Annotated in this window: 12 protein-coding genes, 1 tRNA gene and 1 riboswitch; of the genes, 6 read left to right on the top strand and 7 right to left on the bottom strand. The window is 75.1% G+C overall.

Going from position 1 to position 24,894, the window contains the following annotated elements; translation table 11 throughout:
• The first annotated feature begins 210 nt into the window (after positions 1-210).
• Together Sm713_RS29685 and Sm713_RS29680 are read left to right on the top strand one after the other, a co-directional pair.
• Positions 211-1,098, top strand: coding sequence for a TetR/AcrR family transcriptional regulator (locus Sm713_RS29685; protein WP_212913066.1), 888 nt, complete (start codon positions 211-213; stop codon positions 1,096-1,098).
• Between the two features lie 406 nt (positions 1,099-1,504).
• Positions 1,505-3,574: a sigma-70 family RNA polymerase sigma factor gene (locus tag Sm713_RS29680; protein ID WP_212913065.1), complete on the top strand. Its 2,070-nt coding sequence runs from the start codon at positions 1,505-1,507 to the stop codon at positions 3,572-3,574.
• Between the two features lie 51 nt (positions 3,575-3,625).
• Here the strand turns inward: Sm713_RS29680 and Sm713_RS40825 are convergent, their stop codons facing one another.
• A complete protein-coding gene (locus Sm713_RS40825) occupies positions 3,626-7,639 on the bottom strand; it encodes a BTAD domain-containing putative transcriptional regulator (RefSeq protein ID WP_249416781.1) in 4,014 nt (1,337 codons plus the stop codon).
• 486 nt (positions 7,640-8,125) lie between these two features.
• The gene (locus Sm713_RS29665) at positions 8,126-10,246 is read right to left on the bottom strand and encodes an asparagine synthase-related protein (RefSeq protein ID WP_212913064.1); all 2,121 of its coding nucleotides are present in this window, start codon (positions 10,244-10,246) and stop codon (positions 8,126-8,128) included.
• A 1,335-nt stretch (positions 10,247-11,581) separates the two neighbouring features.
• Between Sm713_RS29665 and Sm713_RS29660 the strand changes: the two genes are divergently transcribed.
• The 4 genes from Sm713_RS29660 (at position 11,582) to Sm713_RS29645 (ending at position 17,704) form a co-directional block, all read left to right on the top strand.
• Positions 11,582-13,003 carry an MFS transporter gene (locus Sm713_RS29660; protein WP_212913063.1) on the top strand — a complete coding sequence of 474 codons (1,422 nt, stop codon included), beginning with the start codon at positions 11,582-11,584 and terminating at the stop codon, positions 13,001-13,003.
• 504 nt (positions 13,004-13,507) lie between these two features.
• A complete protein-coding gene (gene lhgO / locus Sm713_RS29655; RefSeq protein ID WP_374196130.1) occupies positions 13,508-14,719 on the top strand; it encodes an L-2-hydroxyglutarate oxidase in 1,212 nt (403 codons plus the stop codon).
• 382 nt (positions 14,720-15,101) lie between these two features.
• A complete protein-coding gene (gene trmB, locus Sm713_RS29650) occupies positions 15,102-15,896 on the top strand; it encodes a tRNA (guanosine(46)-N7)-methyltransferase TrmB (RefSeq protein WP_212913061.1) in 795 nt (264 codons plus the stop codon).
• 209 nt (positions 15,897-16,105) lie between these two features.
• Positions 16,106-17,704, top strand: a complete 1,599-nt coding sequence (locus tag Sm713_RS29645) for a PrsW family intramembrane metalloprotease (RefSeq protein ID WP_249417039.1) — start codon at positions 16,106-16,108, stop codon at positions 17,702-17,704.
• 115 nt (positions 17,705-17,819) lie between these two features.
• On the opposite strand, the gene Sm713_RS29640 is transcribed toward Sm713_RS29645, so the two are convergent.
• From Sm713_RS29640 to Sm713_RS29620, 5 genes are all read right to left on the bottom strand, one after another.
• Positions 17,820-18,764, bottom strand: a complete 945-nt coding sequence (locus tag Sm713_RS29640) for an aldo/keto reductase (protein WP_212913060.1) — start codon at positions 18,762-18,764, stop codon at positions 17,820-17,822.
• Positions 18,765-19,013: 249 nt separating this feature from the next.
• On the bottom strand, positions 19,014-20,198 hold the full coding sequence (locus Sm713_RS29635) for a M23 family metallopeptidase (RefSeq protein WP_374196129.1): 1,185 nt from the start codon (positions 20,196-20,198) through the stop codon (positions 19,014-19,016).
• 584 nt (positions 20,199-20,782) lie between these two features.
• A riboswitch (cyclic di-AMP (ydaO/yuaA leader) is annotated at positions 20,783-20,948 on the bottom strand.
• 264 nt (positions 20,949-21,212) lie between these two features.
• The gene (locus tag Sm713_RS29630) at positions 21,213-22,367 is read right to left on the bottom strand and encodes a PP2C family protein-serine/threonine phosphatase (RefSeq protein WP_212913059.1); all 1,155 of its coding nucleotides are present in this window, start codon (positions 22,365-22,367) and stop codon (positions 21,213-21,215) included.
• Positions 22,368-23,296: 929 nt separating this feature from the next.
• Positions 23,297-23,370: transfer RNA gene (locus tag Sm713_RS29625), tRNA-Met, on the bottom strand.
• Positions 23,371-23,452: 82 nt separating this feature from the next.
• Positions 23,453-24,691: an alginate lyase family protein gene (locus Sm713_RS29620; protein ID WP_212913058.1), complete on the bottom strand. Its 1,239-nt coding sequence runs from the start codon at positions 24,689-24,691 to the stop codon at positions 23,453-23,455.
• Between the last annotated feature and the right edge of the window lie 203 nt (positions 24,692-24,894).

Genomic DNA, 24,894 nt, shown 5'->3' with positions numbered 1-24,894 from the left:
CGGTGAGTAGCCCGATCGGGCGGGGGGTCGCCAGGGGTCTCCCTCTTCTGAATTGACCCCAGCTCAACTATGTTCGTGTGACGCGGAGCGCTGGGGGATGCGCTCGGCAGGCTCGCACCGGGGCCGCGCCGTTGGGTTGTTCCCCACCGTTCCGGTTGTCGATGACGGGGAGAGTCTCCGGGGGGAGACGTCATTACCGGGGGAACATTCATGCACGTTCATGACTCTCATTGGTCTGCCGCGCCCGCAGTCGCTCCCAGCGGAGTCGGCGGTGGCGGCGGCAAGGTCGCCTCGGGCGGAGGCCGGACGGCTCCGCTACGGGTGGACGCACAGCGCAATCTGGAGCACGTCCTGCGTGCGGCGAGAGAGGTCTTCGGCGAGCTCGGGTACGGGGCGCCGATGGAGGATGTGGCGCGCCGCGCGCGGGTCGGTGTGGGCACGGTCTACCGGCGCTTTCCCAGCAAGGACGTGCTGGTCAGGCGGATAGCCGAGGAGGAGACCGCCCGGCTGGCCGACCAGGCGCGTGCCGCGCTGGGCGAGGAGGAGGAGCCGTGGTCGGCCCTCTCCCGCTTCCTGCGCACATCGGTGGCGTCCGGCGCGGGGCGGCTGCTGCCGCCGCAGATACTGAGCGTCGAGGTCGACCTCGAAGCCGTCCGTGCCGAGTCCGGTACGGGCTTCGAGCGGGACGGCGGCGGCACCGGCCACGCCGGGCACGGGCTTCCGCAGCAGCGCGGCACGGGCGCCGGGGAGTCCGGCGGGGCGGAGAGGATTCCCGCGGCGGGAGCGTCCTCCGGGCGGACGGCACCCGACCTGCGGCTCGTGGGGTCCGCTCAGGCCGAGCGGCGCCCGGCGGGCAGCGAGCCCCGGGGGCTGCTGGACGAACCGGGCGCGCGTGCGCTGCTCGACGTCGTCGGCCGGCTGGTCGAGCGGGCCAGGACCGCCGGCGAGCTGCGCCCGGACGTCGCGGTGTCCGACGTACTGCTGGTGATAGCCACGGCCGCGCCCGCGCTGCCGGACGCCGCGCAGCAGGCGGCCGCGTCGGAGCGGTTGCTCGACATCCTCCTGGAGGGGCTGCGGTCGCGTCCCGGCCGCGGGTAGCCGGGCGCGGGGCGGGTCCTGGGGATCGGGCCGGCCGGTAGGGGGCTCCGGCCGGTAGGGGCCCTGCCACGGACACCGGTTCGGCGAGGGCGTGACGTCACGCGGCTCGGCGGTGCGCGACCAGGCACCGCGGACCGGTGTTCGACGCCCCGGGGGCGTGTTCGGTCCCCGCTGGGACGCCTTGGGTGCCCGGCGGGGTCGTGGCCAGCCGCGCCGGGCGGTGATCGTCCAGGTCGGCAGGGTGCGGTGGAGCCCGGGGCCGTGACGGGCGGGACGGGAGGGAGACCAGCGGGCGGAAGGGACGAGCACCGGAGGGTGACGGCGTCCAAGGGGGCCCTGACGGACCTGATGGTGTGGCACGCTGAGCCGATGGGTGGGGCATACGGGCAAGCGGAGGCTTTCCCCGATGAGCGGTGACGGGCGGGACGAATCACTCGGCGACAAGGGCATGCCGGACGGCGTGAGCGTGCCCGCACAGCGAACGGGCTCCGGGAGCACGGCATCTGACGGCCGGCCCGGTGGTGCCTCGCAGCAGCCGGACGGCGCGGCGGACCCGGCCGGCGGCACCGGACGCGACCCGGCCGGCGGCACGGTGCCCCCTCCGGCCGGCACCATCGCGCCGTCCGACGCCGACCTGATCGCGCGTATGCGGTCGGGCGACGACAGCGCCTACGAGGACCTGTTCCGCCGGCACGCCGCGGCGGTACGCCGCTACGCGCGCACGTGCTGCCGGGACGCGCACACCGCCGACGACCTCACGGCCGAGGTCTTCGCGCGGATGCTCCAGGCGGTGCGCGGCGGGGCCGGGCCGGAGTACGCCGTGCGCGCCTACCTGCTGTCCACCGTGCGGCGGGTGGCCGCGGGCTGGACCAAGTCCCGCAGGCGGGAGGAGCTGGTCGACGACTTCGCGGCGTTCGCGGCGGAGTCCGCCCGCGGCGCCGACTACCCCGGCGACGTGACCGTCGACCTGGGCGCGGATGTGCTGGCCATGCGGGAGGCCGAGCAGTCGCTGGCCATGCAGGCCTTCCGCAGCCTGCCGGAGCGGTGGCAGGCGGTGCTGTGGCACACCGAGGTCGAGGACGAGTCCCCGGGCCAGGTCGCCACGCTCTTCGGCCTCGACGCCAACGGCGCGAGGGTGCTGGCGAGCCGGGCCCGTGAGGGCCTCAAGGAGGCGTATCTCCAGGCGCATGTGAGCGCGGCGCTGGCCGCCGACGAGGAGTGCGCGCGGTTCGCCGACCGGCTGGGCGCGTACGCACGCGGCAGCCTGCGCGCCCGCGCCGAGCGCGGACTCCGCAAGCACCTGGCCGAATGCGCGCGGTGCCGGCTGGCGGCGGGGCAGATCAAGGAGGTCGCAGGGGGCATTCCGGGCGTGGTACCGGTCGCGGTCATCGGCTGGTTCGGCGCCGCCGGATACGCGAAGGTGGCGGCGCTCTTCGCGGGCGGCGCCGCGGGAGCGGCCGGGACCGCGGCGGGAGCCGCGGCCGGCGGGACTTCGGGCGGCGCTTCCGGTACCGCGGGGGCAGGCGCGGCGAGCGGTTCAGGGACGGCCACGGGCACAGGCAGCGGCGGCGCGGGCGGTGGGTCGTCCGCGGCTTCCGGTTCCGCGGGCTCCGGTTCCGGTGGGGCCGGCTCCTCGGGGCTGAGCACGCCGGTGAAGGCCGGGCTCACGGCGACGGTGGCAGCGGCGGCCGCGGCCGTGGTGGCCCTCGCCCTCGTGGGCGGTGAGGCGACACCGCCGGGCAAGCACGACGCCAGGCCACCGGCGTCGGAACCCGTGCCACCGCAGCAGCCGCCGACGGCGCAGCCGCCCACACCGCACAAGCCCGGCCCCGGACTGCCGCCGGTCGCCAAACCGATGCCGATCACTCCGCCGGGCACCGCGCCCGGCAACGCCGCGGCACCTGCGGCGGAGAAGCCACCGCACAGCACGCCACCCACCACGCCGTCAGGCAAGCCGCCAACGCCCGCGCCCACACCGCCCCCGACCCATCCCGCACCTCCGCCGCCGTCCACTCCTCCCGCACCTCCGCCGCCCGATCCGGTACCGGTCGTCTACCAGTGGAGCCAGTTGGCGTACGGCCCGGTCGGTGACGGCAGCAAACCGGAGATGCGGCTCGGCGGCAGCTGGGTGTGGCAGCGGCACGGCCTGCGGACGGGACACGTGCGGTACGCCCACGGCGTCACGGTGCACGGCACGTCGTCCGTCACCATCGACCTCAACCGCTCCTGCTCCGCCTACGACGCGCTGGTCGGCATCGACGACACCACGCTGGGCCTGGGCGCGGTGCGGTTCTCCGTGCTCGCCGACGGGGTGCGGATATGGCAGTCGCCGGTGGTGAAGGGCGGCCGGCCGGCGATGCCCGTGCACGTGCCGCTGAACGGCCACAGCACCGTCCGGCTCGTCGTGGAGCCGCACGGCCTGCTGGACGGGCTGATACTCGCGGACTGGGCGGAGTCCCGCTTCACCTGCCGCTGAGCCGAGCACCTGATCGGTGCCGGCGGTCGCGAGGCGTCCTCGCGCCGGTGGTCAGAGGGGCGGTGGCGGCCAGAGGGGGCGGCTCTCCGCCAGCGGGCGGGGTGGTTCGGCGCCGACGGCGGCGGCCAGTTCGGCGAGGACGGCGTCGGATTCCAGACGGGCGCCCGCCGCGCGCTCGGCCTCGTAGCGGTCCCGGCCGAGGGCTGCCACCGCCTCCGCCTCGGCTTTCTCGGCCGCCGCGTGCTCGGGCATCGGCCTGGGACAGCCGTGCCGCCGGGACAGCCCGGCGGCCAGCAGCCGTACCGCGCGCCTATGGTCACCCAGCTCCGCCACGAGCAGGGCGCCGGTGTCGATCAGGCTCGCCGTCAGCGTGTCGGCGCACTGGGCCACCAGCGCCTCGTGCAGCCCGGCGACCAGCACCGGAAGCCCCGCCGCCGGGCCGCGCTCGGCGGCGACGACGCGGCCCTCGATGGCGTTCAGCAGGGCCGTGAACTGCGGTGGCGGGCTGCCGTGCGCGGCCTCGGCGCGCGCCGCGTCGTAGTGGGCGCGGGCCTGGGTGACGTCGCCGCGGTCCAGGGCGATGAGGCCGCGCAGGAGGCGTATGAAGGTGCGCGAGTCGTGCACGCCGTAGCGGTCGGCGGCGTCGGCCGCCTCGTCGACCAGCTTGGCCATCAGGCCATAGTCGCCGGCGCGGTAGGCGATCTCGCCGAGCCGGGCCAGCAGGAACGGGGTCTCCGCGTAGGCCCCCACCTCGTAGGCGAGGCGCAGCCCCTCCTCGTACTCCTGCTTGGCCTCCCCGAACCTGCTGCGGGCCATGGCCGCCTCACCGCTCGCACTGCGCACCTGCGCGCGTATCCACCGGTCGCCGATCCGGCCGCTGAGCTCCCGCAGCTCCGCCAGGTCCGCGTCGATGGCGGCCATGTCGGCAGGCCCGTCGATGCCCATGTGGGCGCGGAACATGAGCAGGCAGCCGACCTCCCAGTCGCCGCCGTACGTCCGGCAGTTGTCGATGCTGGCGTTCAGGGCGGGGATGATGGCGGCCGGCCCGTCCAGGAAGAAGACCGTGAACGGCCAGATGATCCCCGGGAAGCGGGCCGACTCGGGACCGGGGCGCTCGAAGGCGCGGCGCAGGCGCGCGACGAACGCGCGGGAGCGCTCGTCGTGCAGTGCGCCCACCGGCCCCGTGTCGGCCACCAGGAACATGTAGATCAGGCACAGGTTCATCCGCGGCCAGTACAGGGGGTGGTCCGTGTCGTCGACCTGCTCGCCGGCGGCCGTCGTCGGAAAGCTCAGGACGGTCGGGTCCGGGGAGCCGCCCGTGAGAGGGCGAGCGTGGTCGGCGGCGGTGGCTCCGGGCACCTCGGAGGCGAGACCTTCCGTGATGGAGTGCCTGCCGGTGCGCACCGCGGGGAGGGCGGTGGACGACGGTGTGCCCGCGGACGGCGAGGGAAGACCCGGCGAGGACGTGCCGGTGGACGGGGTGCCGGGCTCGCCGGGCGCGGCGCCGGGCTCCTCGGGTGTGGGGAAGGCGAGGCGGAGGATGCGGAGGATCCAGTCGGTGCCCTCCCTGCGGTAGTTGCGCAGCCACCAGAACCAGCCGATGGCGAGGGCCACCGACGTGGCCAGTTCCTCGTCGCCGGCGGCGAGGGCGCGGTGCAGGACCGCGCGGACGTTGTCCAGCTCGGTCTCCAGGCGGTGGATCCAGGGGAGCTGTTCGGCGGAGCGCAGCAGCGGCTCGGCCTCCTCGACCAGGGCGCGGATGTAGGCGCTGTGGCGGCGCTCGGCTCCGGCGCGCACGGTGGGGCGCTGGGCGGCGCGCTCCACCGCGTACTCGTGGATCGTTTCGAGGAGGCGGTAGCGCATCCCGCCCGAGGGGCCGCCCGACGGGCTCTCGACCGGGTTCGCCACGATCAGGGACTTGTCGACGAGGGCGCCGATGAGATCGGCGGCGGGGCCGGTGCAGACGGCCTCGGCGGCGGGCAGCTCCCAGCCGCCGGCGAAGACGGAGACCTCGCACAGGACCGTGCGCTCCTCCTCGGTGAGCAGGTCCCAGGACCAGTCGACGACGGCGCGCAAGGTCTGCTGGCGCGGCAGGGCCGTACGGCTGCCGCTGGTCAGCAGGCGGAAGCGGTCGTCGAGGCGGTCCGCTATCTGGCGGGGCGTCAGCAGCCGCAGCCGGGCGGCGGCCAGCTCGATGGCGAGCGGGAGGCCGTCGAGGCGCCGGCAGATCTCGTCGACCGCGGCAGGGTCCTGGGCCGGGTCGAAACCGGGGCGGACGGCGGCGGCGCGCTCGGCGAAGAGACGGTGTGCCGGGTCGGGCGGCAGCGGCTCCACGGGGCGCACGCACTCCCCGGGCACGCCCAGGGGCTCGCGGCTGGTGGCGAGGACGGTGAGCCCGGGGCAGCGGGTCAGCAGGGTCTCCGCCAGCCGGGCGGCGGTGTCGACGACATGCTCGCAGTTGTCGAGGACCAGGAGCAGTTCGCGGGCCGAGCAGTACTCCACGAGCAGGGCCACGGGGTCGTCCTGCGGGACGGTCCTGTCGGCCGTCAGCAGCACCGTCTCGCGCAGGCCCAGGGCGCTGACGACCGCTCCGGGGACCGCCTCCGGGCTGTCGAGCGGGGCCAGCTCGACCAGCCACGCCCCCGGATGGCCGGCGGCGGCCTCCTCCGCGAGGCGCGTCTTGCCCGAACCGCCCGGCCCCGTGAGGGTGACCAGGCGTGCGGTGCGTATGTCCGTGCGGATGGCGTCGAGTTCGGGCTCCCGTCCGACGAACGAGGTCAGCCGGGGCCGAAGGTTGCCCTTCCGGTCAGCCGGCGCGCGGGGTGGCACGGGCGGTGAGGACTGCGAACGGCGCGCGGACGCCGGGTCGTGCGGGGCCGGCAGGGGCGGTGCGAAGTGCCGGGGCGGCGGGGAGGGGAGCGGGTCCGCTAGCGGCGGGGGGTGTGAGGACGGTGGGGGTTGTGAGGCGTGCGGGGGCGGCAGGGGTTGCGGGGACAGCGGGGAGAGCGCGGCGTCGTCGGGGTGCGCCGGTCGTGTCGGGTGCACCGATGGGCCGGGCCCCGGGGTGGCTCCGTCTGCTGCGGAGGGCGGGTCCGAGGCGGTGGGACCCTCGCCGATGGTGGGTGAGGATGTGGCGCGGTTCCCGGGCGGTCCGCTCGGGGCTGCCTGGTCCAGCGGGGCCCCGTCCAGCGAGGTCCGGTCCGGCGCGGTACGCGGGGTGACCTGGCCGGACAGGGCACTCGGGGTGCCCGAGCCCGGAGCGGCACTCGGTGCGCCCCGATCCGACGGTGCACGCGAGGGTCCCCGGCCGGCCCAGGCGCTCGGGGTGACCCCATCCACCGGCCCGCCGCCCGGGCTCAGAAGCTCGGCATGCATGGCCCGCAGCTCCGGACCGGGGTCGGCGCCCAGGCCGTCCGCCAGGGTGCGGCGCGCCCGCTCGTACGCGGCGAGGGCGTCGGCGCCGCGGCCGGCGGCGCGCAGGGCCCGGATGAGCAGGGCGTGCAGGGGCTCGTCGTAGGGGTGGACCGTGGTCAGCTCCGTCAGCTCCGGTATCAGCTCGGAGGCGCGGCCCAGACGCAGATCGGCCTGCACGCGCGCGCGTGCCGCTTCCAGGCGCTGGGCCTCCGGGCGGGTGGCAGCGCTGCGGTCCGGCAGGTCGGCGAGGGCCGGTCCCCGCCAGAGGGCCAGCGCCTCGCGGAGCGTGCGGGCCGCGGTGACGGCGTCGTCGCGGCCGAGCGCCTCGGTGCCCTCGCGCACCAGCCGCTCGAACCGGAAGAGGTCGACGTCGTCGGGATCGGCCGCCAGCCGGTAGCCGCCCGCGTCGGAGGCGACGGCATCCCTGCCCAGCGCCCGGCGCAGGCGGCCGACGAGGGCTTGCAGGGCGGCGGACGCGTCGGACGGAGGATCGTCGGGCCAGACCTCCGCCATGAGCGTGCCCGTGGTGACCGAGCGGCCCGGGTGCAGGGCCAGAGCGGTCAGCAGCGCGCGCAGGCGTGGGCCGCCCAGGGCTATCGGGTCGCCCTGGGCGGTCTGCGCCGCGGTTGCGCCGAGGATCTGGTACCGCACGGGTCCATTCTCACCGCCGATGCGCCACTGAGCGGCCGATTTTCCTCGGTGCGCTGCCGGGGTGTCGTAACCCACACCCGGCGGCGAGGGCGGCGTGCTCCCACTTGAGGCACGAGGGGATGTCGCCCCCGCACCGGTGCACGGCCTTCGTCATCGGGCTGCACGGCTGCGTGAGCGGCTCATGGCGCGGCACGGCTGCGTGCGCGGCTCATCGCGCGGCACGGCTCAGCGAGCGACTCATCGGTCCGCACGGCTCACTGAGGCTCATCGGACCGCACGGCTCACTGAGCGGCCGGGATCGACCGTCCACGCGCGCATGGCCGCTCGGAACCGGCTCGCGGCCACTCGAAACCGGCTGGGCGACCATCCCAAACCGACCCGTAGCCGTCCGAAGATCAGCCCCGCGATCACCCGAAACCACCCCGTGGCCGCTCGAAAAAGCCGGGGATCACCCGAAACCAACGCCTGCCCGCCCCGACCACCGCCTCACTGCGGCCGTGCGGCCCCCAGAGCGGTTCGCTGCGGGACGACGCTGCCGGAGGGGACGGCGCGCTGGCGGGACGGGGTGCCGGTCCAGCAGGTGCCGCGGCGGGCGAGGAGGCGGCGCAGCCAGACCTCCAGGGAGACCAGGTCGGCGAGGCCGTCGAGCGGCAGGGGTTCGCCTTCGGAGGCGGCGCGCAGGGCCTTGCGGACCACCCGGGCCTCGACGAGTCCGGCCTCCGCGAGGAGCGGGGTGTCGAAGAGGCCGACGAGATCCCCTATGGCGGCGCGCATGCCGATGCGCTGGGTGGCCGTGGCACCGGCCGGCGAGGGGGCGCCCCAGCCCGGGGGCAGCTCGGCCACGCCGGAGCCCTCCAGCACCTTGCGGAGGATGCCGGCCCGGGCGCCGGGCTGGACGCGCAGCGAGACGGGCAGGGCGCGGCAGGCGCGGACGACCTGGTTGTCCAGGAACGGGGTGTGCAGGCGCTGGAAGCGGATCTCGGCGGCCTGTTCGAGGACGCGGAGGTCGGCGGCGTGCCGGGCGAGGGCGGCACGCGCGCGGAAGTCGCCCGGCCGCAGCCCGGAACCGGGTCCCGGGCGGGCCATGGCGGCGCTCAGGCGAACCGATACTTCAGCCAGGGCCTCGCCCGTCAGCCACCGTGCGGCAGGACCGGGTCTGCCCCAGGCGAGCGCCGCGAGCGAGGCGCCCACCGGGCCTGACGGATCGGCCGGTTCGTCGAAGCGGCGGCGGAGCAGGGCCTCGGCGAGGGCGTCGACGCCCGCGCGGTAGGGCGTGCGGGCGAGGCGGCGTGCCGCGCCGTACACGCGCGCGGGGACCATCACGGAGCCGTCCGCCTTGGCGAGCGCCGCGACGGGCCGCACCAGATGCCGGCGCTTGCGGTCCATCAGCAGGTCGGCGAGGCGGGCGGGGTGGGCGTCGAGGACCTGCCGCGCGCCGTGCCCGGTGACGTGGTCGGCGCTGCCCGCGGCGAGCCTCGCGCGGTGGCGGCCCGCGACCACCAGGGAGGGGCCCGGCTCGTCGGTGAGCGGGGCGTCGAGGCTGACGTACGGGAGGGTCTCCTCGCCGCCGGCGACGACGACGTGGTGGAGGCGGGGGTTGGCGGCGATGGCGCCCGCGCGTTCCACCTCGTCCTGCTGGCCGGCGACCGTGAGGTCGTTGAACGTGACCGCCAGGAGCCGCTCGCCGGCGCCGGTGCCGTGCCCGAGGACGGTGCCGGGCATGCCGGGCAGGCCGGCCGCGAGCAGGGCGAGGGTGCCGGAGGCGGGGCCGCCGGAGAGGTCGGCGCCGATGCCCGGCACCGGCATGCCGCGCGCCGCGCGCCGCTCCGCCGGTCCCATGCCCGGAACGGGGCCCGGGTCGATGCCGGCCCCGGGAACGTGCCGCGGGGCCGCGAGACGGGCGCGTACGGCCTCCACGAGGGCGTCACGGAGGCCGTCCAGCGCGCTGGTGGCGTCGACCGGCGGGGCGGCGACGGCGAGGGAGGCCGTGGGCTCGTATCCGGCGATCTCGCGGGCGCCCGTGCGCAGGATGAGCGCGTGGCCGGGCGGGATGCGCCGTACGCCGTCGTAGGGCGTGGAGTCCTGGATCGCCTCGGGCACGTCGGGGGCGGCGAGCAGGGCGGCGAGGTGGCCGATGTCGAGGGGGGCCTCGATGAGGTCGGCCAGCGGGAGTGCGGCGGTGGCGTAGGCGGTGCCGCCCGCCCAGGGGGTGTAGAAGACGGGGCGCGCGCCGGCGAGGTCGCCCAGGATGGCGACGCGGCGGCCGACCTGGACGACGGCCGTGTAGCAGCCCGCCCAGGCGGTGAGGTGTCTCAGGGCGCCGCCGCGGGCCGCGAACATGGCGACGCGGAGCTGTTCGTCGCTGGCGGCGCAGGTGCCCAGGATGGCGATGCGGGTCTCGGCGTCGGCCTTGACGACGCGGACCTCGTCGGGGCGCCAGTCGCCCACGGCCCACAGCGGATCGGGGTCCCCCCACAGCAGTTGGGAGCCCACGGGGTGCACGGTCTCGCCCTCGATGTCGCTCCAGCCGCCCGCCGGGGCCGGGCGTACCCCTGACGACCTGGCGCTTCCCGCGGTGGCGCTGCTCCACCCCACCAACCACCGCATTGCCGCCTCCACAGGCCGTGGACAACCACTACGAGCACTGCGACCAGTGCAACCAGGGCGCCGAGGGAACCACCACACTGCACGAACGGGACCATGCTGCCACGAAGGAGGCGCACAAGGCTGCTTACAGAACGGCTTCCGTGCTCCCGCATGCGCCCCTGGCATGCGACGGGTGACGCACCACAAGTACTTGCTTATGGGGCCCGGCACAACCATGTCCGCGGCACGCGTGCTGCCGTGCGCCCCGGCGGGGTGGGGCTCGGCGGGGCGAGCGCGGCGGGGCGGGGCGCGGGTCAGGGCGCACCGCAGTGGCGCACCGGCCCTGTGACACGTGGCGCACCGGCCCCGTAACGCGCCCTTGTGGAGGCCCGTTGGGGCGTTCCGCCGGCGGACTCCCCGGGCGCCCAGGCGCGTTGACATTGCTCGACTTCACAAGTGCATACGGAAATCGGCGGCGCGGAGTCACCCTTCCGGGCGCCGTATCGGGGCCGCCCGGGGCCGGGCTCGGGGAGGGGCGGGCAGGGGTCCCCGCGGGTCGCGTGGTGCGGGCCGACCGGAGCGCGTCGTCACGGTGCGTGCATCTGGTACCCGCGCGCGCCCCCACGGTGCGGACGGAGCCGGACCCGGAGGCGGACAGGGCCAACGGGGCGCCCTGGGGCGGCCCAAGGCCGTTCGGAGCTCGGCGGAGCGGGCGAGCGCGCCACGGCCGCCGCGCCCGGGGAGGCCCCGGGCGGCACGAGCCGTGCACGAGCGCGCGGAAGGAGACACCCCGCCCTACGGTTGACGCCCGAGTGCCGGGCGGAGGAGGCCGCCGGGCCCCGAAGGGCCCGACTCCGTAGGGCGGGATTCAGCCATTTCGGCCGGGATGAAATCGCGCTACGCACTCCATCCCAGCGGGCGGACCCAACTCACGGTCCGGGAGGCGGGATTCGCCTCCCGGACCGGTCCGCCGCCCGCGGGGATGGAGGCGGCGGTGTCCCCCAGCCCACTGGACCCAGTACAGCGGGCCGACCCACGCGTGATCCATCGAAGCGCTCCCACCGTGGCCGGAGAAGAGCGCACGGCCAGGCGCACGGCCACACGCGCGGAGCGCGCGCCGGCATGATCGCACTTCGCGACGGGCAACAATCTCGCCATCCGGAACTATGCCTCTTAACGCTTGGGATGCACCGAACTACCCTGTGTGTGCCTGTGTTTTCACGGTGGCATATACCCCGGGGCTCGGACACCCGCTCTTGCGGCCGGGGGGCCGGGGAGGGCGGCCGTGTGGGCACGGTACGAATGCCGGGCGGTGGTGCGACCGCCATGGCAGCCTTCTGTGTCGAGGGGTGGCGCATGTCCAGGGACCAACGCGGGCCGAACGAAAAGCTCGGCGCCGTCCTCGCCCTCGCGGGAATCAGTAATGCGGGACTCGCGCGCAGGGTCAACGACCTAGGAGCGCAACGCGGGTTGACGCTCCGCTACGACAAGACATCGGTCGCCAGGTGGGTGTCCAAGGGCATGGTGCCCCAGGGCGCTGCGCCGCACCTGATAGCGGCCGCCATCGGACAGAAGCTGGGCCGTCCCGTGCCTTTGCACGAGATCGGCCTGGCTGACGCGGACCCGGCACCGGAGGTGGGCCTCGCCTTCCCTCGGGACATCGGTGCCGCCGTCAAGTCGGCGACAGAGCTCTACCGTCTCGACCTCGCGGGCCGGCGAGCCGGCAGCGGGGGTATCTGGCAGTCCCTCGCGGGCTCGTTCGCGGTCAGTGCGTATGCGACGCCGGCGTCGCGCTGGCTCATAACCCCGGCCGACAGTTCCGTGGAGCGCAACGCCGGCCCGTCCGGCGGCGGTGGTCCGCTGAAGGTCGGCCACAGCGACGTGCGCAAGCTGCGTGAGGCCGCCGAGGACGCCCGCCGCTGGGACTCCAAGTACGGCGGCGGCGACTGGCGTTCCTCCATGGTGCCCGAGTGCCTCAGGGTCGAGGCGGCGCCGCTGCTGCTCGCCTCGTACTCCGACGAGGTGGGCCGCGCCCTGTTCGGCGCCAGTGCCGAACTGACGCGGCTGGCCGGCTGGATGGCCTTCGACACCGGTCAGCAGGAGGCGGCGCAGCGGTACTACATCCAGGCCCTGCGCCTGGCCCGTGCCGCCGCGGACGTCCCCCTGGGGGGCTACGTGCTGGCATCGATGTCGCTCCAGGCCACCTACCGCGGCTTCGGCGACGAGGGCGTGGACCTGGCCCAGGCCGCTCTGGAGCGCAACCGCGGCCTGGCCACCGCCCGCACGATGAGCTTCTTCCGGCTCGTCGAGGCGCGTGCCCACGCGCGCGCGGGCGACGCCCAGGCGGCGGGGGCCGCGCTGCGGGCGGCCGAGGGCTGGCTGGAGCGCTCCCGCGAGGGCGACAACGACCCGTCCTGGCTCGGCTTCTACTCCTACGACCGGTTCGCGGCGGACGCCGCGGAGTGCTACCGCGACCTGAAGGCCCCCCGCCAGGTGCGGCGCTTCAGCGAGCATGCGCTGTCCCGGCCCACGGAGGAGTTCGTGCGCTCGCACGGCCTGCGCCTGGTCGTCTCCGCGGTCGCCGAGCTGGAGTCCGGGAACCTCGACGCGGCCTGCGAGCAGGCCGTGCGGGCGGTGGAGGTGGCCGGGCGGACCTCGTCCGCGCGGACCACCGAGTACGTCCGGGACCTGCTGCACCGGCTGGAGCCCTACGGGGACGAGCCGCGCGTGGTGGAGCTGCGGGAGCGGGCGCGCCCGCTGCTCATGGCGCCGGCGTGACCCGACTGGCCACGGCGGCCGGCGACGGCCCCGTGCGGTACGGCCACGGCACCCTGCCGGGACCGGAGCGGCACCGTCCGTCGTCGGACCTGCCCGCTCCGGTCCCGGCGGGGGCCGGTCGCGTGCCTGGTCGGATACCCGCTCGGGCACCCGGCCGGGTGTCTGGTCTGCCGTGCTCCGGTGTCCTGGGGCCGTGGCGGTCCGCGAGCCCGCGTCCCGGGCGGGGCCGCAGGCAACCGTCCGGGCGGGGCCCCGAGCGCCCGCCCTGACGGGACCCGGTCGTCGTCGCGGGCCCTCGCGGCGGGCGGCCGATGGGGCGGTTTCGGCGGCTCCCGGGCCGCCCGCCTGTGGGTGGGCCCCGGCGCCGTTCTCCGCTCTGTCGCCCGGACGGTAGGCGTCCGGGAACCCCGGCCGGGCCCCGACCGGACCCCGGGGGGCGCATGGCATGCCACCACCGGGTTTGAGCGCGTCGCCAGTGGTGCAGTGCACTATCGGACGTGGGAGGTGGGGCGTGTGGCGGGGACCGACTGCGACGTGCTCGTGATCGGCGGCGGGATCATCGGCCTGTCGACCGCGTACGCGCTCACGCGTGCCGCCCCGGGCACCCGGGTGACGGTCCTGGAGAAGGAGCAGGGCCCGGCACGCCACCAGACCGGCCGCAACAGCGGCGTGATCCACAGCGGCATCTACTACCGCCCCGGCTCGCTCAAGGCCCGGTACGCGGTGCGCGGCGCGGCGGAGATGCTGAAGTTCTGCGCCGAGTACGACATCCCGCACGCCCAGACCGGCAAGCTGATCGTCGCCACCGACCGCGCAGAACTGCGCGGTCTGCACGCGCTCGTCCAGCGCGGCCGCGAGAACGGCATCCCGGTCCGTGAGCTGGGACCCGCCCAGATCGCCGAGTACGAGCCGCATGTGCGCGGCATCGCGGCCATCCACGTCGGCACCACCGGCATCTGCGACTACCAGCAGGTCGCGCGCCACCTCGGGGAGGCCTCCGGGGCACGCATCCGCTACGGCGCGCGGGTGACGCGGATCGACCGGCGGCCCGAGCGGGGTGTGGCGGTGCGCACGTCCGACGGGGCGGTGCTGCGGGGCCGGGTGCTGGTGAACTGCGCGGGGCTGCACTGCGACGAGGTGGCGCGCCTCGCCGGCGACGAGCCCGGGATGCGGATCGTCCCCTTCCGCGGCGAGTACTACGAGCTGGCCCGGCCCGAGCTGGTGCGCGGGCTGGTGTATCCGGTGCCCGACCCGGCGTTCCCGTTCCTCGGCGTGCACCTCACCCGCGGTATCGACGGCGGTGTGCACCTGGGGCCGAACGCGGTGCCGGCGCTGGCCCGTGAGGGATACGGCTGGAAAACGGTCCGGCCGCGGGAGCTCGCCGCGACGCTCGCGTGGCCCGGTTCCTGGCGGATCGCCCGCCGCCACTGGCGGTACGGGGCCGGGGAACTGCGGCGGTCGGTGTCCCCGCAGGCGTTCACGGAGGCGGTGCGGAGGTTGCTGCCGGGGATCTCCGTGGGGGATCTCGTTCCCGCGGCTGCGGGGGTGCGGGCGCAGGCGGTGTTGCGGGACGGGACGCTCGTGGATGATTTTCTGATACGGGAGTCGGTGCGGACGGTGCATGTTCTGAACGCGCCGTCGCCTGCGGCTACCGCTTCGCTGCCGATCGGGCGTGAGGTGGCTCGGCGGGCGCTGGGGGTTCTTTCCGGGGCGTAGTGCCCCGGTTCCCTCCTCCTTGGTGGGTGCGGCTTGCTTCCCGTGACGATCTGACGCGTCCGTCGTGGCTCTTCGCGCAGTTCCCCGCGCCCCTTATCAGGTGCCACTTGCTCCCCGTGATCGTCCGACGCGTCCGTCGTGGTTGTTTGCGCAGTTCCCCGCGCCCCTGGTGAGTCCCCCTGATCCCCGCTAACACCTGACGCGTTCCTCGTGGCTCTTCGCGCCCACGGAGCCGCGCATCGGCACAGCCCCGCGCCCCTCTAGTGGTGACCGTGGTGACCGTGGGGCTCGACGTGCTCGTGAGGGTCCGTAGGATGGAGGAACTGTGGCGGAGGATGAAGAGCGCCCGGGTGGGCAGGGGGACCGGGGCGAGCGTAAGCGGATGTTTCCTGTTGGTGCCGGGCCCGCGGCCGATCCTGTTCGGGGGCGGGTCGAGCGGGGGATCCGGAGTTTCCAGCCGCGGCGGGGGCGGGTGACCTCCGGGCAGGCCGCTGCGCTGCGGCGGTTGTGGCCGCGGTTCGGGTTCGAGGTCGACGGGGCGAGCGTGCTCGATCTGGACTCGCTCTTCGAAGGCCGGCCCGTCGTCCTGGAGATCGGTTTCGGCATGGGCGACGCCACCGCCCGGATGGCCGCCGACGATCCGGAGACCGGCATCCTCGCCGTCGACGTGCACACGCCCGGCCAGGGCAACCTGCTCGCCCTCGTGGAGCGTGCCGGCCTCACCAACATCCGCGTCGCGAACGGCGACGCCGTCATCCTGCTGCGCATGATGCTGCGGCCCGCGTCCCTCGACGGGCTGCGCGTCTACTTCCCCGATCCGTGGCCGAAGAAGCGGCACCAGAAGCGGCGGCTGATCCAGCCCGCGTTCCTCGACCTCGCCGCGAGCCGCCTCAAGCCGGGCGCGCTGCTGCACTGCGCCACCGACTGGGAGCCGTACGCGGAGCAGATGCTCCGGGTGCTGACCGCGCACCCCTGCTTCGACAACACCAGCGCCGACGGTGGTTTCGCGGCCCGTCCGCCGTTCCGCCCCCGCACCCGTTTCGAGGAGCAGGGCGAGGAGAAGGGGCACGTGGTGCGCGACCTGCTGTTCCGGCGCAACACCGCCGACGTGCCTGCGGGCAGCACGGAACGTCCCGCCGGCGGCGAGCCGCCGAAGGCCCCGGGCGCCCGCCCGTAGTCCCTGACCGCAGTCCCTGACCGCAGTCCCTGCCCGTAGTCCCTGACCACAGTCCCGGCGGAGCCGCCGGGCGTGACGAGGCGCCATCGCGGGCGGGACGTCCGCCGTTTAGGGTCGAGAGCGTGGACACACGTCCGAACCCGTTCGCTCCGGCGGACCCGCCCGCCATCCCGCCCGCCATCCCGCCCGCCATCCCGCCCGACACTTCGATCGCCGTTCCCGCCACCGCCGTACCCGCCTCCCGCCACCCGCACTGGTGGCAGCGACGTTCCGTGCAGGCCGGCGCGGTGACCACCCTGCTGGCACTGAGCGGCCTGGTGATCCTGGCCCTGGTCCGGGAACAGACCGGCACCCAGGGCTTCCTGGTCGGCCTCGGGCTCGCCGTGCTCCCGGTGCCGCTGCTGGTGGCGGCGTTCCGCTGGCTGGACCGGGTGGCGCCCGGGCCCTGGCGGAACCTGGTCTTCTGCTTCGCCTGGGGGGCCTGCGCGGCGGCGCTCATCGCGATCGTCGCCAACAGCTTCGCGACCCACTGGATAGCCGCCGCCACCGCCGACCCGTCCAGCGCCGACACCCTGGGCGCGACCGTGATCGCGCCGTTCGTGGAGGAGTCCTCGAAGGCCGCGGCGGTGCTGCTGCTCTTCCTCTTCCGCCGCCGGGACCTCACGGGGCTGGTCGACGGCGTGGTGGTCGCCGGGGTCACCGCGACCGGCTTCGCGTTCACCGAGAACATCCTCTACCTGGGCACCGCGTTCGGCGACGACCAGCTCTCCGGCGACAGCGGCTTCGCCTCGATGACGGTGGCCACGTTCTTCGTCCGGGTGGTGATGTCGCCCTTCGCGCACCCGCTGTTCACGGTGCTGTCCGGCATCGGCATCGGGCTCGCCGCCGGCTCCGGCGAGGGGCGCCGGATACGCAAGGTGGTGCTGTCGCTCGCCGGGCTGCTGCTGGCCATGGGCATGCACGCGATGTGGAACGCGTCCTCCGACTTCGGCGACTACGGCTTCCTGCTGGTCTACGTCGCGCTCATGGTGCCCGCGTTCGCGGGGCTGACCTGGCTGGTGGTCTGGAGCAGGCAGCGCGAGCTGCACACGGTCCGCACCGAGCTGCCGGTCTACGTGGCGGCCGGGTGGCTGCCGCCGCACGAGCCGTTCGTGCTGGGCTCCATGCGGGCACGCCGTTCGGCGCGCCAGTACGCCGGCCAGGCGCTCGGCGGCAAGGACGCCGCCCGCGTCGTCGCCGACTACGAGGCGTACGCCACCTCCCTGGCCTTCCTCCGGCACCGGGGGCGGCGCGGGCGCGCCGGCGGGGACTTCGCAGCCCGCGAGGAGGCGCTGCTGCAAGAGCTGTGGGGGCGCAGGGAGGTGGCCCGCCCCGCGCTGGCGTACGCCACCCGGGAGCTGCCGGCGTCCGTCTGGTTCACCCCGCACTGGTCACCGGGCCCCTACGGGCCCCCGCTCCACACCCCCTACGGCTACGCCCCGCTGCCCGCCACCCCGCACGGCCACCGCGCGCCCGGTGGCCCGGGGCTGCCCCCCGGCGGCCCCGGACCCATCCATGGCCCCGGACCCGCCCATGGCCCGGGCCCCGTCCAGGGCCCGGGGCTCCCCTACGGCCATGGCCCGGCGCTCCCCCACGGCTCCGGAGCCCTCCACGGCGCGCCCTACGCGCTCCCGGCGATGCCCCACAGCCCACCGCAAGGCCAGGGCCAGGGTCAGGGCCAGAACCCCGGGCCCGGCACCGCCTTCGGCCCGGCTGGGAGGCCGGGGCATTCCGGGGGCGTCGGGTCCGGGCACCCGGGCGCCGAGTGAGCGGTCCCGCCCCGTCAGTGGCCCCTCAGGCGGGGACCTCCCCGTCAGTGGCCCCTCAGGCGGGGACCTCCCCGTCAGTGGCCCCTCAGGCGGAGACCTCCCCGTCAGTGGCCCCTCAGGCGGAGACCTCGGTGAGGAGCCGGACCTCGTCGTCGGTGAGGGTGAGGTCGTTCACCGCGAGGAGCGCCGGGAGTTGCTCCAGGGTGCGGGCGCTGGCGATCGGGGAGACGACGGTGGGGCGGGTGAGGAGCCACGCGACGGCGACGGTGGCGAGCTCCACTCCGTGCGCCCCGGCGACGGTCTCCAGCGCCTCCAGCACCGCGAGGCCCCGCTCGGTCGACGCGTATCCGGCCGCGCGCTCCGCGCGTGCGCTCTCGACGGTCGTGCCGGGACGGTACTTGCCGGTCAGGAACCCGGCGGCGAGCGAGAAGTAGGGCGCGGCGGAGAGGCCGGCCGCCTCGGCGGTGTCCAGCAGGGCGCCCTCGTAGGTGTCGCGGGAGACCAGGTTGTAGTGCGGCTGGATCGCCACGTACCGGGCGAGGTTCTCGCGCTCGGCGAAGTCGAGGGAGGCCTTGAGGCGCTCGGCGGAGATGTTCGAGGCGCCCAGCGCCCGCACCTTGCCCGCCTTCACCAGGTCGTCCAGGGCGGTGACGATGTCCTCCACGGGCACGGACGGGTCGTCGAAGTGCGTGTAGTAGAGGTCGATGTGGTCCGTGCCGAGGCGGCGCAGCGACTCCTCGGCGGCGGCCTTGATGGTGGCCGGGGCGAGGCCCGTGTAGTCGGGGTGCCCGCCGACCTTGGTGGCGACGACGACCTCGTCGCGGTTGCCGCGTGATGCCAGCCACTTGCCGATGACGGTCTCGGACTCGCCGCCCTTCAGGCCCTCGATCCGGGCCATGTAGACGTCGGCGGTGTCGACGAAGTTGCCGCCGGCGGCGGCATAGGCGTCGAGGACCTCGAACGACTGCTTCTCGTCGGCGGTCCAGCCGAAGACGTTGCCACCGAGGCAGAGAGGGGAGACGGCGAGGTCGGATATGCCCAGCGGACGGAGTGAAGTCATGACAGCGGCCAACACCGTAACCGGAATATCTATTCCGCTCAGCGCATCGTCCAGTCCGCTCAGCCATCGTCCGGTTCCGCTCAGCGCTCGTCCATGCCCGGCTGACCTGCGGCGACCTGACGGTGTGAGACGCCTCACCACCTCGCGGCGTGAGACGCCCCGCATGGCGTGCCGCGCCACCGCTTCACGGCGTGAGGCGCCGCACCGCCTCGTGAATGAGACGCCTCATCCGGGACCGTGTGAGCCGCCTCACGGTGTCATCCCGTCCTTCTCGAGCCAGGGGAACGGGTCGACGGCCGCGCCGCCGCCGGGGTGGACCTCCAGGTGGAGGTGGGGTCCCGTGACGTTGCCGGTCGCGCCGACGCGGCCGATGACCTGACCCGTCGTGACCTTCTGGCCGACGCTGACGTTGATCTGGGACTGGTGGCAGTACCAGAGCTCCGTGCCGTCGTCGAGCTGGAGCACCGTGCGGTAGCCGTACGAGCCGGACCAGCCCGCCTCCTTGACCGTGGCCGTGTGGATGGCCTTGAGCGGGGTGCCCGTCGGGGCGGCGAAGTCCAGGCCCGTGTGGAAGCCGGACGACCACATCGAACCGGGGTCGCCGAACCGGGAGGTGAGGGTGTACGAGGAGACGGGGAGGGTGAAGCTCTTGGCGAGCCGGGCCAGCCGCTCGGCCTCGGCCTTGCGCCGGGCCGCCTCCTCGGCCTTCTTCTTCTCGGCGGCGGCCTTGTCCACAGCGGCCTGCTTCTGCTTGGCCGCCTCCTCGGCCGCCTGCTTCGCGGCGGCGCTCTCCGCGGCCCGCTCGACGGCGGTCTCGGCCTGGTCCTGCTGCTGCTCGGCCTGCTGGAGGATCCGCTCGCGCAGCGCCTCGCCCGCGTCGGTGGTGCCGTGCTTGGCGTCCTCCGCGGTGACTCCGGCGCCACTCAGCGGGGCGGCGTCCGTGCCGGACGAGCCGGAGCCGCCGGGGAGCAGGTGGCCGACGCCGGGCAGCGCCCTGGCCTCGGCGGGCAGTTCGTGGGCGACGGAGGACAGGTCCGGCATGGCGATGTGCACCGGGGGCTTGCCGCCCTCCGCGGTGGCGATGCCGCCCGCGCCGACGGCGGCGATCACGCCGACGCCGAGGACGGTGGAGCTGCGGGCGAGGCCGCCGCGCTGCTTCATGACCTTGTGTCTGCCGCGCATGGGGCGTACGGAGTCGGCTGTGGGGTTCCACTCGCCGAGCTCTTCGTCCTCGTCGGGGCCCGCGCCGGCGAAGAAGCCGTCGCCGGGCCGCCTGACGTCGTCGTAGGGCCCGGCCTCGCCGTCGGCGCCGGTGAAGTCGCCGGCGTAGCCGGCGTCGAAGTCCGGGACGGGGAACTCACGGGTGCTACGCGCGTCACCGGACGCGAGGCCGGCGGAGGGGGCGCCGGCGGAGGGGGCGTCGGCGGCGGCGATGTCGTGGACGCCGAAGGTGCGGGTGCCGTAGTCGCCGGCGACCGCGTCATGCGTGGCGAGGCCCTCGAAGCCGGCGCCCTCGGCGCCGAAGGAGTGCGTACCCCGGTTGTCCCGCCCGCCGGCGGGGGCGCGGGTGCCGCGCGGCGGGGTGGGCTGCCAGCCGCCCGGCAGGGGCACCTGGCCGGTGGCGCCCGGCGGGGGCACCTCGGCGGTCGCGTACGGGTGAAACGTCTCGCCAGTGGTCTGCTGCGGGGGAACGAACGCCCCGCCGGCGGGATGCGGAGCGTAGAAGCCCTCACCGGTGGCACGCGGCGGCAGCGGAACCTCACCGGTGGCTCCCGGCGCCGCGGGCCACGCGGCCCTCTGCCCGGGGGCGGGGGCCCGGCCCGGCTGCTGCGGGTGGGCGTAGGGGTGGGGCCGGCCGGGGTAGGACTGACCGGTGTGCTGCTGGCCGGGGTCGGCGTACCCGGCGTACCGGGGACCGCCGTAGGGGTTTTCGGCGGCGAGAGCGGGAGAAGACTGAGGGGGCTGGGATTCGCCCGGGGTGAAGCGGGCAGGCCGGTTGGACGCCACGGGGGCGCGCTCCTTTCCTTCCTTCTCGCCTACCGGGTTAGCTGACGGGTTCGGAGCAGGAAGGTCTCCTACGGGCGACTCGCACCGCACGGATCGCTCCGTACGGACAAAGCGCGCCCGATTCACCCCACTTAGGTGGTTCCCCGGCTCCCTTTCGGGATTCGGCGCGTGCGCGCGGAGCCGCCTTATGACGGCTGGGACGACCGCGCTGCGTTATCGAACGTTAATAGACGACCATGCCCGATTCCAAGCCGTTCCCGCTGATCGTTCGCCCCAGAGTGGGGGACTTAACGGGGCACGACGGGGCGGAATCGGGCGAGTTGACCCCGCTTACGGAGTATCAATTTTACTGACGTTGTGTCAGTTGTTATGCGCAGGGGCGTCGTCCGGTCACCGATGGTGACGGAGGGAGAACGGGCCGGCACGCGGGCCGGCGGGCGGTCACGGCCGGCGGACCGCGAGCAGTGCGAGGTCGTCCTCGCCGGCCCCGGCGGTGTGGCGGCGGACCTCGTCCACGACGACGTTCAGCAGCCGGCCCGGGGCGCCCACGATCTGCCCGCTCAGGCTCGCCGTCGGGTCGAAGAAGACGCCCTGCGCGTCGCGGGCCTCGGTGACCCCGTCGGTGAACATCAGCAGGGTCGCCCCGCGGGGGAAGGTGAGGTTCTGGGGCTGCGGCGGCCAGGCGCCCAGTTCGGACATGCCGAGCGGCAGCGAGCCCTCGTCCGTCGCCACCTCCAGCAGGGCGCCGTCCGCGTAAAGGATCAGGGGCCAGGGGTGACCGCGGTTGACGATCCGGACGGCGCCGCCGCCGTGCGGGATCTCCGCGAAGACGGCGGTGGCGAACTCCTCGAACGCCTCGTCGCCGCGCCGCATCGCCGCCTCCCTGGCCAGCGCGCGGTCGAGCCGCTGCGCCACCGCCTCCAGCGAGGTCTCCTGCTCGGCGGCCTCCCGGAACGCTCCGATGAGCACGGCGACGGCGGACACCGCCCCCATGCCCTTGCCCCTCACGTCGCCGACCAGGACCCGCACGCCGCGCGGCGTGTCCTGTACGGCGTAGAAGTCACCGCCGATGGAGGCCCCCGCCTGGGCCGCCTCGTAGCGCGCCGCCACCTCCAGGCCGGCGATCCGTTCGGCCGGTTCGGGCAGCACCGCACGCTGGGCGGCGGAGGCGATCTCCCGGGCGGAGACGAGCAGGGTCTCGCCGCGCCGCACCACGCGGTTGATGACCACCGCGAGCAGGGTCACCACGACGCACGTGCTGAGCTGGGTGATGCCGCTCGGCGCGTCGATCGACATGCGCTCGATGTTGCGCACCAGCACGCCGATCACCGCGATCGCGTTGACGATCAGCACGAACCGCATCTGGTAGAACGGCGCGGCGATCAGCGGCGCCGCCACGAAGATCGGCACCGCGCTGTAGCGCACCGGCAGCGTCGCGTCGAAGAACAGCCCGCCCGCGAGGAGCACCCACGGCGCCAGCCGCACCAGGAGGCGGGTCAGCCCGATCCACCGGCCGCCGGCCGCCGCGAGCTGCTGGTCGCCCGCGGAGATGTACACCCTGGAGCCCGGGCGGGCGGGGCCGACCAGGTGGGACATGACGGGCCAGGTGGACGGGTCCCGGCGCCGGCCGTACCGGGTGGAGCCCCTGCCCCCGGACCGGGAGCGGCGGCCCGGCTGGGGGCGCGGCGCGAGGAAGCGCCGGACGCCCCCGCGCGCGGGACCTCCCGGACGGCCGCGGGACGGCCCGGAGGCACTGGACGCACCGGAGGCACTGGACGCACCGGCCGGACCGGACGGACCGGATGGACCGGACGCCCTGGACCCTGCCCTGGAGCCACGGGGGACGCGACGGGCACCGGAGAGCCGGGCGCCACCGGCGGGCGCGCCGCCGCGGCCACCGGCCGGTGCGTTGCCACGCCCCGCCGGACCGCCGCCTCCACGCCCCGCCGGACCGCCACCGCCGCCGCCCGCGGGCGTGCCGCCGTCAGGCCCGTCCACCTCGCGGTGTCCGTCCGCGCCTGGCCCTGGCTGCGTCACCGCTCGTCTCCTGCCACTGCTGCGCCCGTCTCGGCAACAATGTCAAGCTTGTCCGCTTTGCTGGCCTATGGCCAGTTGGGCCGCCGATCGGTGCCGGGGAGTCGGTCGCCCGGAGCCAGTGCGGGCTTCGCCCGATCCGGTACGCCGCAGCCCCTTCCGGCCCCTCGCCCGACCACCCGCCGGCGGGGCTCGCTCGCGCAGTTCCCCGCGCCCCTTTGCCACGGGCTCCGCCCGATCCGGTACGCCCAGCCCCCTCCGGCCTCTTGCCCGACCACCTGCCGGCGGGGCCGTTCGCGCAGTTCCCCGCGCCCCTTTGCCACGGGCTCCGCCCGATCCGGTACGCCCAGCCCCCTCCGGCCTCTTGCCCGACCACCTGCCGGCGGGGGTGTTCGCGCAGTTCCCCGCGCCCCTGCCGGAGCGCGGCCCCGGCCCGGGGCGGACACGCCTAGGGGCCGGAACCTTGCTGGTTCCGGCCCCTAGGCCTTCAGTAGCGGGGACAGGATTTGAACCTGCGACCTCTGGGTTATGAGCCCAGCGAGCTACCGAGCTGCTCCACCCCGCGTCGGTGAACACAAGTGTACGCCATGTTTGCGGCACCCCGACCCACCAGCACCGCGGGCACCCGGCGCGGACGCCCAGCCCCCTCACTCCCCGAGGTTGTCCGCGTTCGTGAGGGTCTCCCAGGCGACGAAGAGGCCGTCGGTGCCGGCCGGGCGCATCCTGCGGGCCAGTTCGCCGGTGCGCGGCAGGGGGATGTGGAGCCGGTTCGCGAGGTGGTTGAGGGGGACCTCCAGGTCGGGGCCGAGGGTGAGCTCGGGGTGGCCGCCGCACAGCCAGCGCGGTGCCGGCTCGCCGAGCTGGTAGCGGGAGTGCAGCTCCAGCGCGGCCCGCAGCCGGTCCTTGACGCCGCCGTAGAGGTCGATGCCCTGGTGCCACGCCGTCTCCGCGATGTGCCCGGTGGCGGCCAGCGCGTACCCGACGTGCATGAAGTTGCGGCAGCTCTCCTGGGCGAGGCCGTCGCGGAACGTGTGCTGGCCGAACCAGTACGTGTCGATGCCGGCAGCGTTCCGCGCGCCGAAGCCCGGCACGGTGGCCGGCAGCGGGCCGTCGGAGCGGAGGTAGAAGTACGCGGGCACCCTCGCGTGGAACCGGGCGAGAGCCTTCCGGAAGGTCCGGTGGTCGTCGAGGAAGACGGCGATGCCGGTGGCGGCGTCGGTCATCACCAGGTCCCAGTTGCCGTTGTAGTCCGGTACCCGGCGCGTCACCTCGGGGAGGTAGACGGTGCGCAGCATCGCCGCGAAGCGGTGCGCACGCGCCCGCGGCCAGCCCGCGCCGGTGTGCCGGACGATCTCGCCCGCGCGCGCCCACGTCGAGCCGGCCCAGGCGGCCTGGAGGGCGGCGTTGCCCTCGGTGTGCCGGCGGACGGTGGCCGACCAGGCGTCCATGATCCGCTCGGCGGTGCGGGCGTGCGCGCGCTGGCCGGTGAGGTACCAGAGCAGGGCGTGCGTGTAGGCGGCGATGGCGTCCTGGCGCTCTTCCACGCAGCCTCGGCCCGCCTCGTCGCCCGGCGGGCAGGCCACGGTCGCGTACGGCTGCGGGCGGTAGGCCAGCGCGCCGTACCGGCTGTCCCGCATGGCCAGGTACGCGGAGAGCCACGGCTCCTTGCCGGCGGCCACGCGGTCCCGGGCGGTGTCGAGCTGGGCCTTGCTGACCAGCACGCCCGGGTGCCGGAACTGCCGTCCCGGCGGCCTGGGCCGCGCGTCCGTCCGGGTGCCCGGCAGCGCGCCGCAGCCCGACACCAGCGCGACGACGAGCGAGGCGAGCAGCGCCGCCACCACCGGCTGGACCAGCGGCACGCGCCGCACACGCAGGACGGGACTCATGCAGCCACCTCTCCGGTCGGGCTGCCGCACGCGCTGGGTTTCCGCGGGCCCGACGCGACGGCCTCCATGGGGGCCTCCGTGGGGCCTCGCACGAAGTCGTGGACGGCGCCCCGGACGGCGCACGGCCCCGAACCGGCCGGGCGCCCCGAACCACTCCGTACCGCGCGGAGTGGCCCGTGCCGCGCCGAGGCGGCGGGAAGGCG

This window comes from Streptomyces sp. TS71-3 (assembly GCF_018327685.1).
GTDB lineage: Bacteria > Actinomycetota > Actinomycetes > Streptomycetales > Streptomycetaceae > Streptomyces.
Note: the sequence above shows the minus strand (reverse complement) of the source record. Positions and strands in the feature narration are given on the sequence as shown.

Bases quoted from the DNA above. Each gene is read 5' to 3' on its own strand.
- Sm713_RS29685 (WP_212913066.1), top strand. From the start codon at position 211: ATGCACGTTCATGACTCTCATTGGTCTGCCGCGCCCGCAGTCGCTCCC.
- Sm713_RS29680 (WP_212913065.1), top strand. From the start codon at position 1,505: ATGAGCGGTGACGGGCGGGACGAATCACTCGGCGACAAGGGCATGCCG.
- Sm713_RS29665 (WP_212913064.1), bottom strand. From the start codon at position 10,246: ATGCGGTGGTTGGTGGGGTGGAGCAGCGCCACCGCGGGAAGCGCCAGG.
- Sm713_RS29660 (WP_212913063.1), top strand. From the start codon at position 11,582: ATGTCCAGGGACCAACGCGGGCCGAACGAAAAGCTCGGCGCCGTCCTC.
- trmB (WP_212913061.1), top strand. From the start codon at position 15,102: ATGTTTCCTGTTGGTGCCGGGCCCGCGGCCGATCCTGTTCGGGGGCGG.
- Sm713_RS29640 (WP_212913060.1), bottom strand. From the start codon at position 18,764: ATGACTTCACTCCGTCCGCTGGGCATATCCGACCTCGCCGTCTCCCCT.
- Sm713_RS29630 (WP_212913059.1), bottom strand. From the start codon at position 22,367: ATGTCCCACCTGGTCGGCCCCGCCCGCCCGGGCTCCAGGGTGTACATC.
- Sm713_RS29620 (WP_212913058.1), bottom strand. From the start codon at position 24,691: ATGAGTCCCGTCCTGCGTGTGCGGCGCGTGCCGCTGGTCCAGCCGGTG.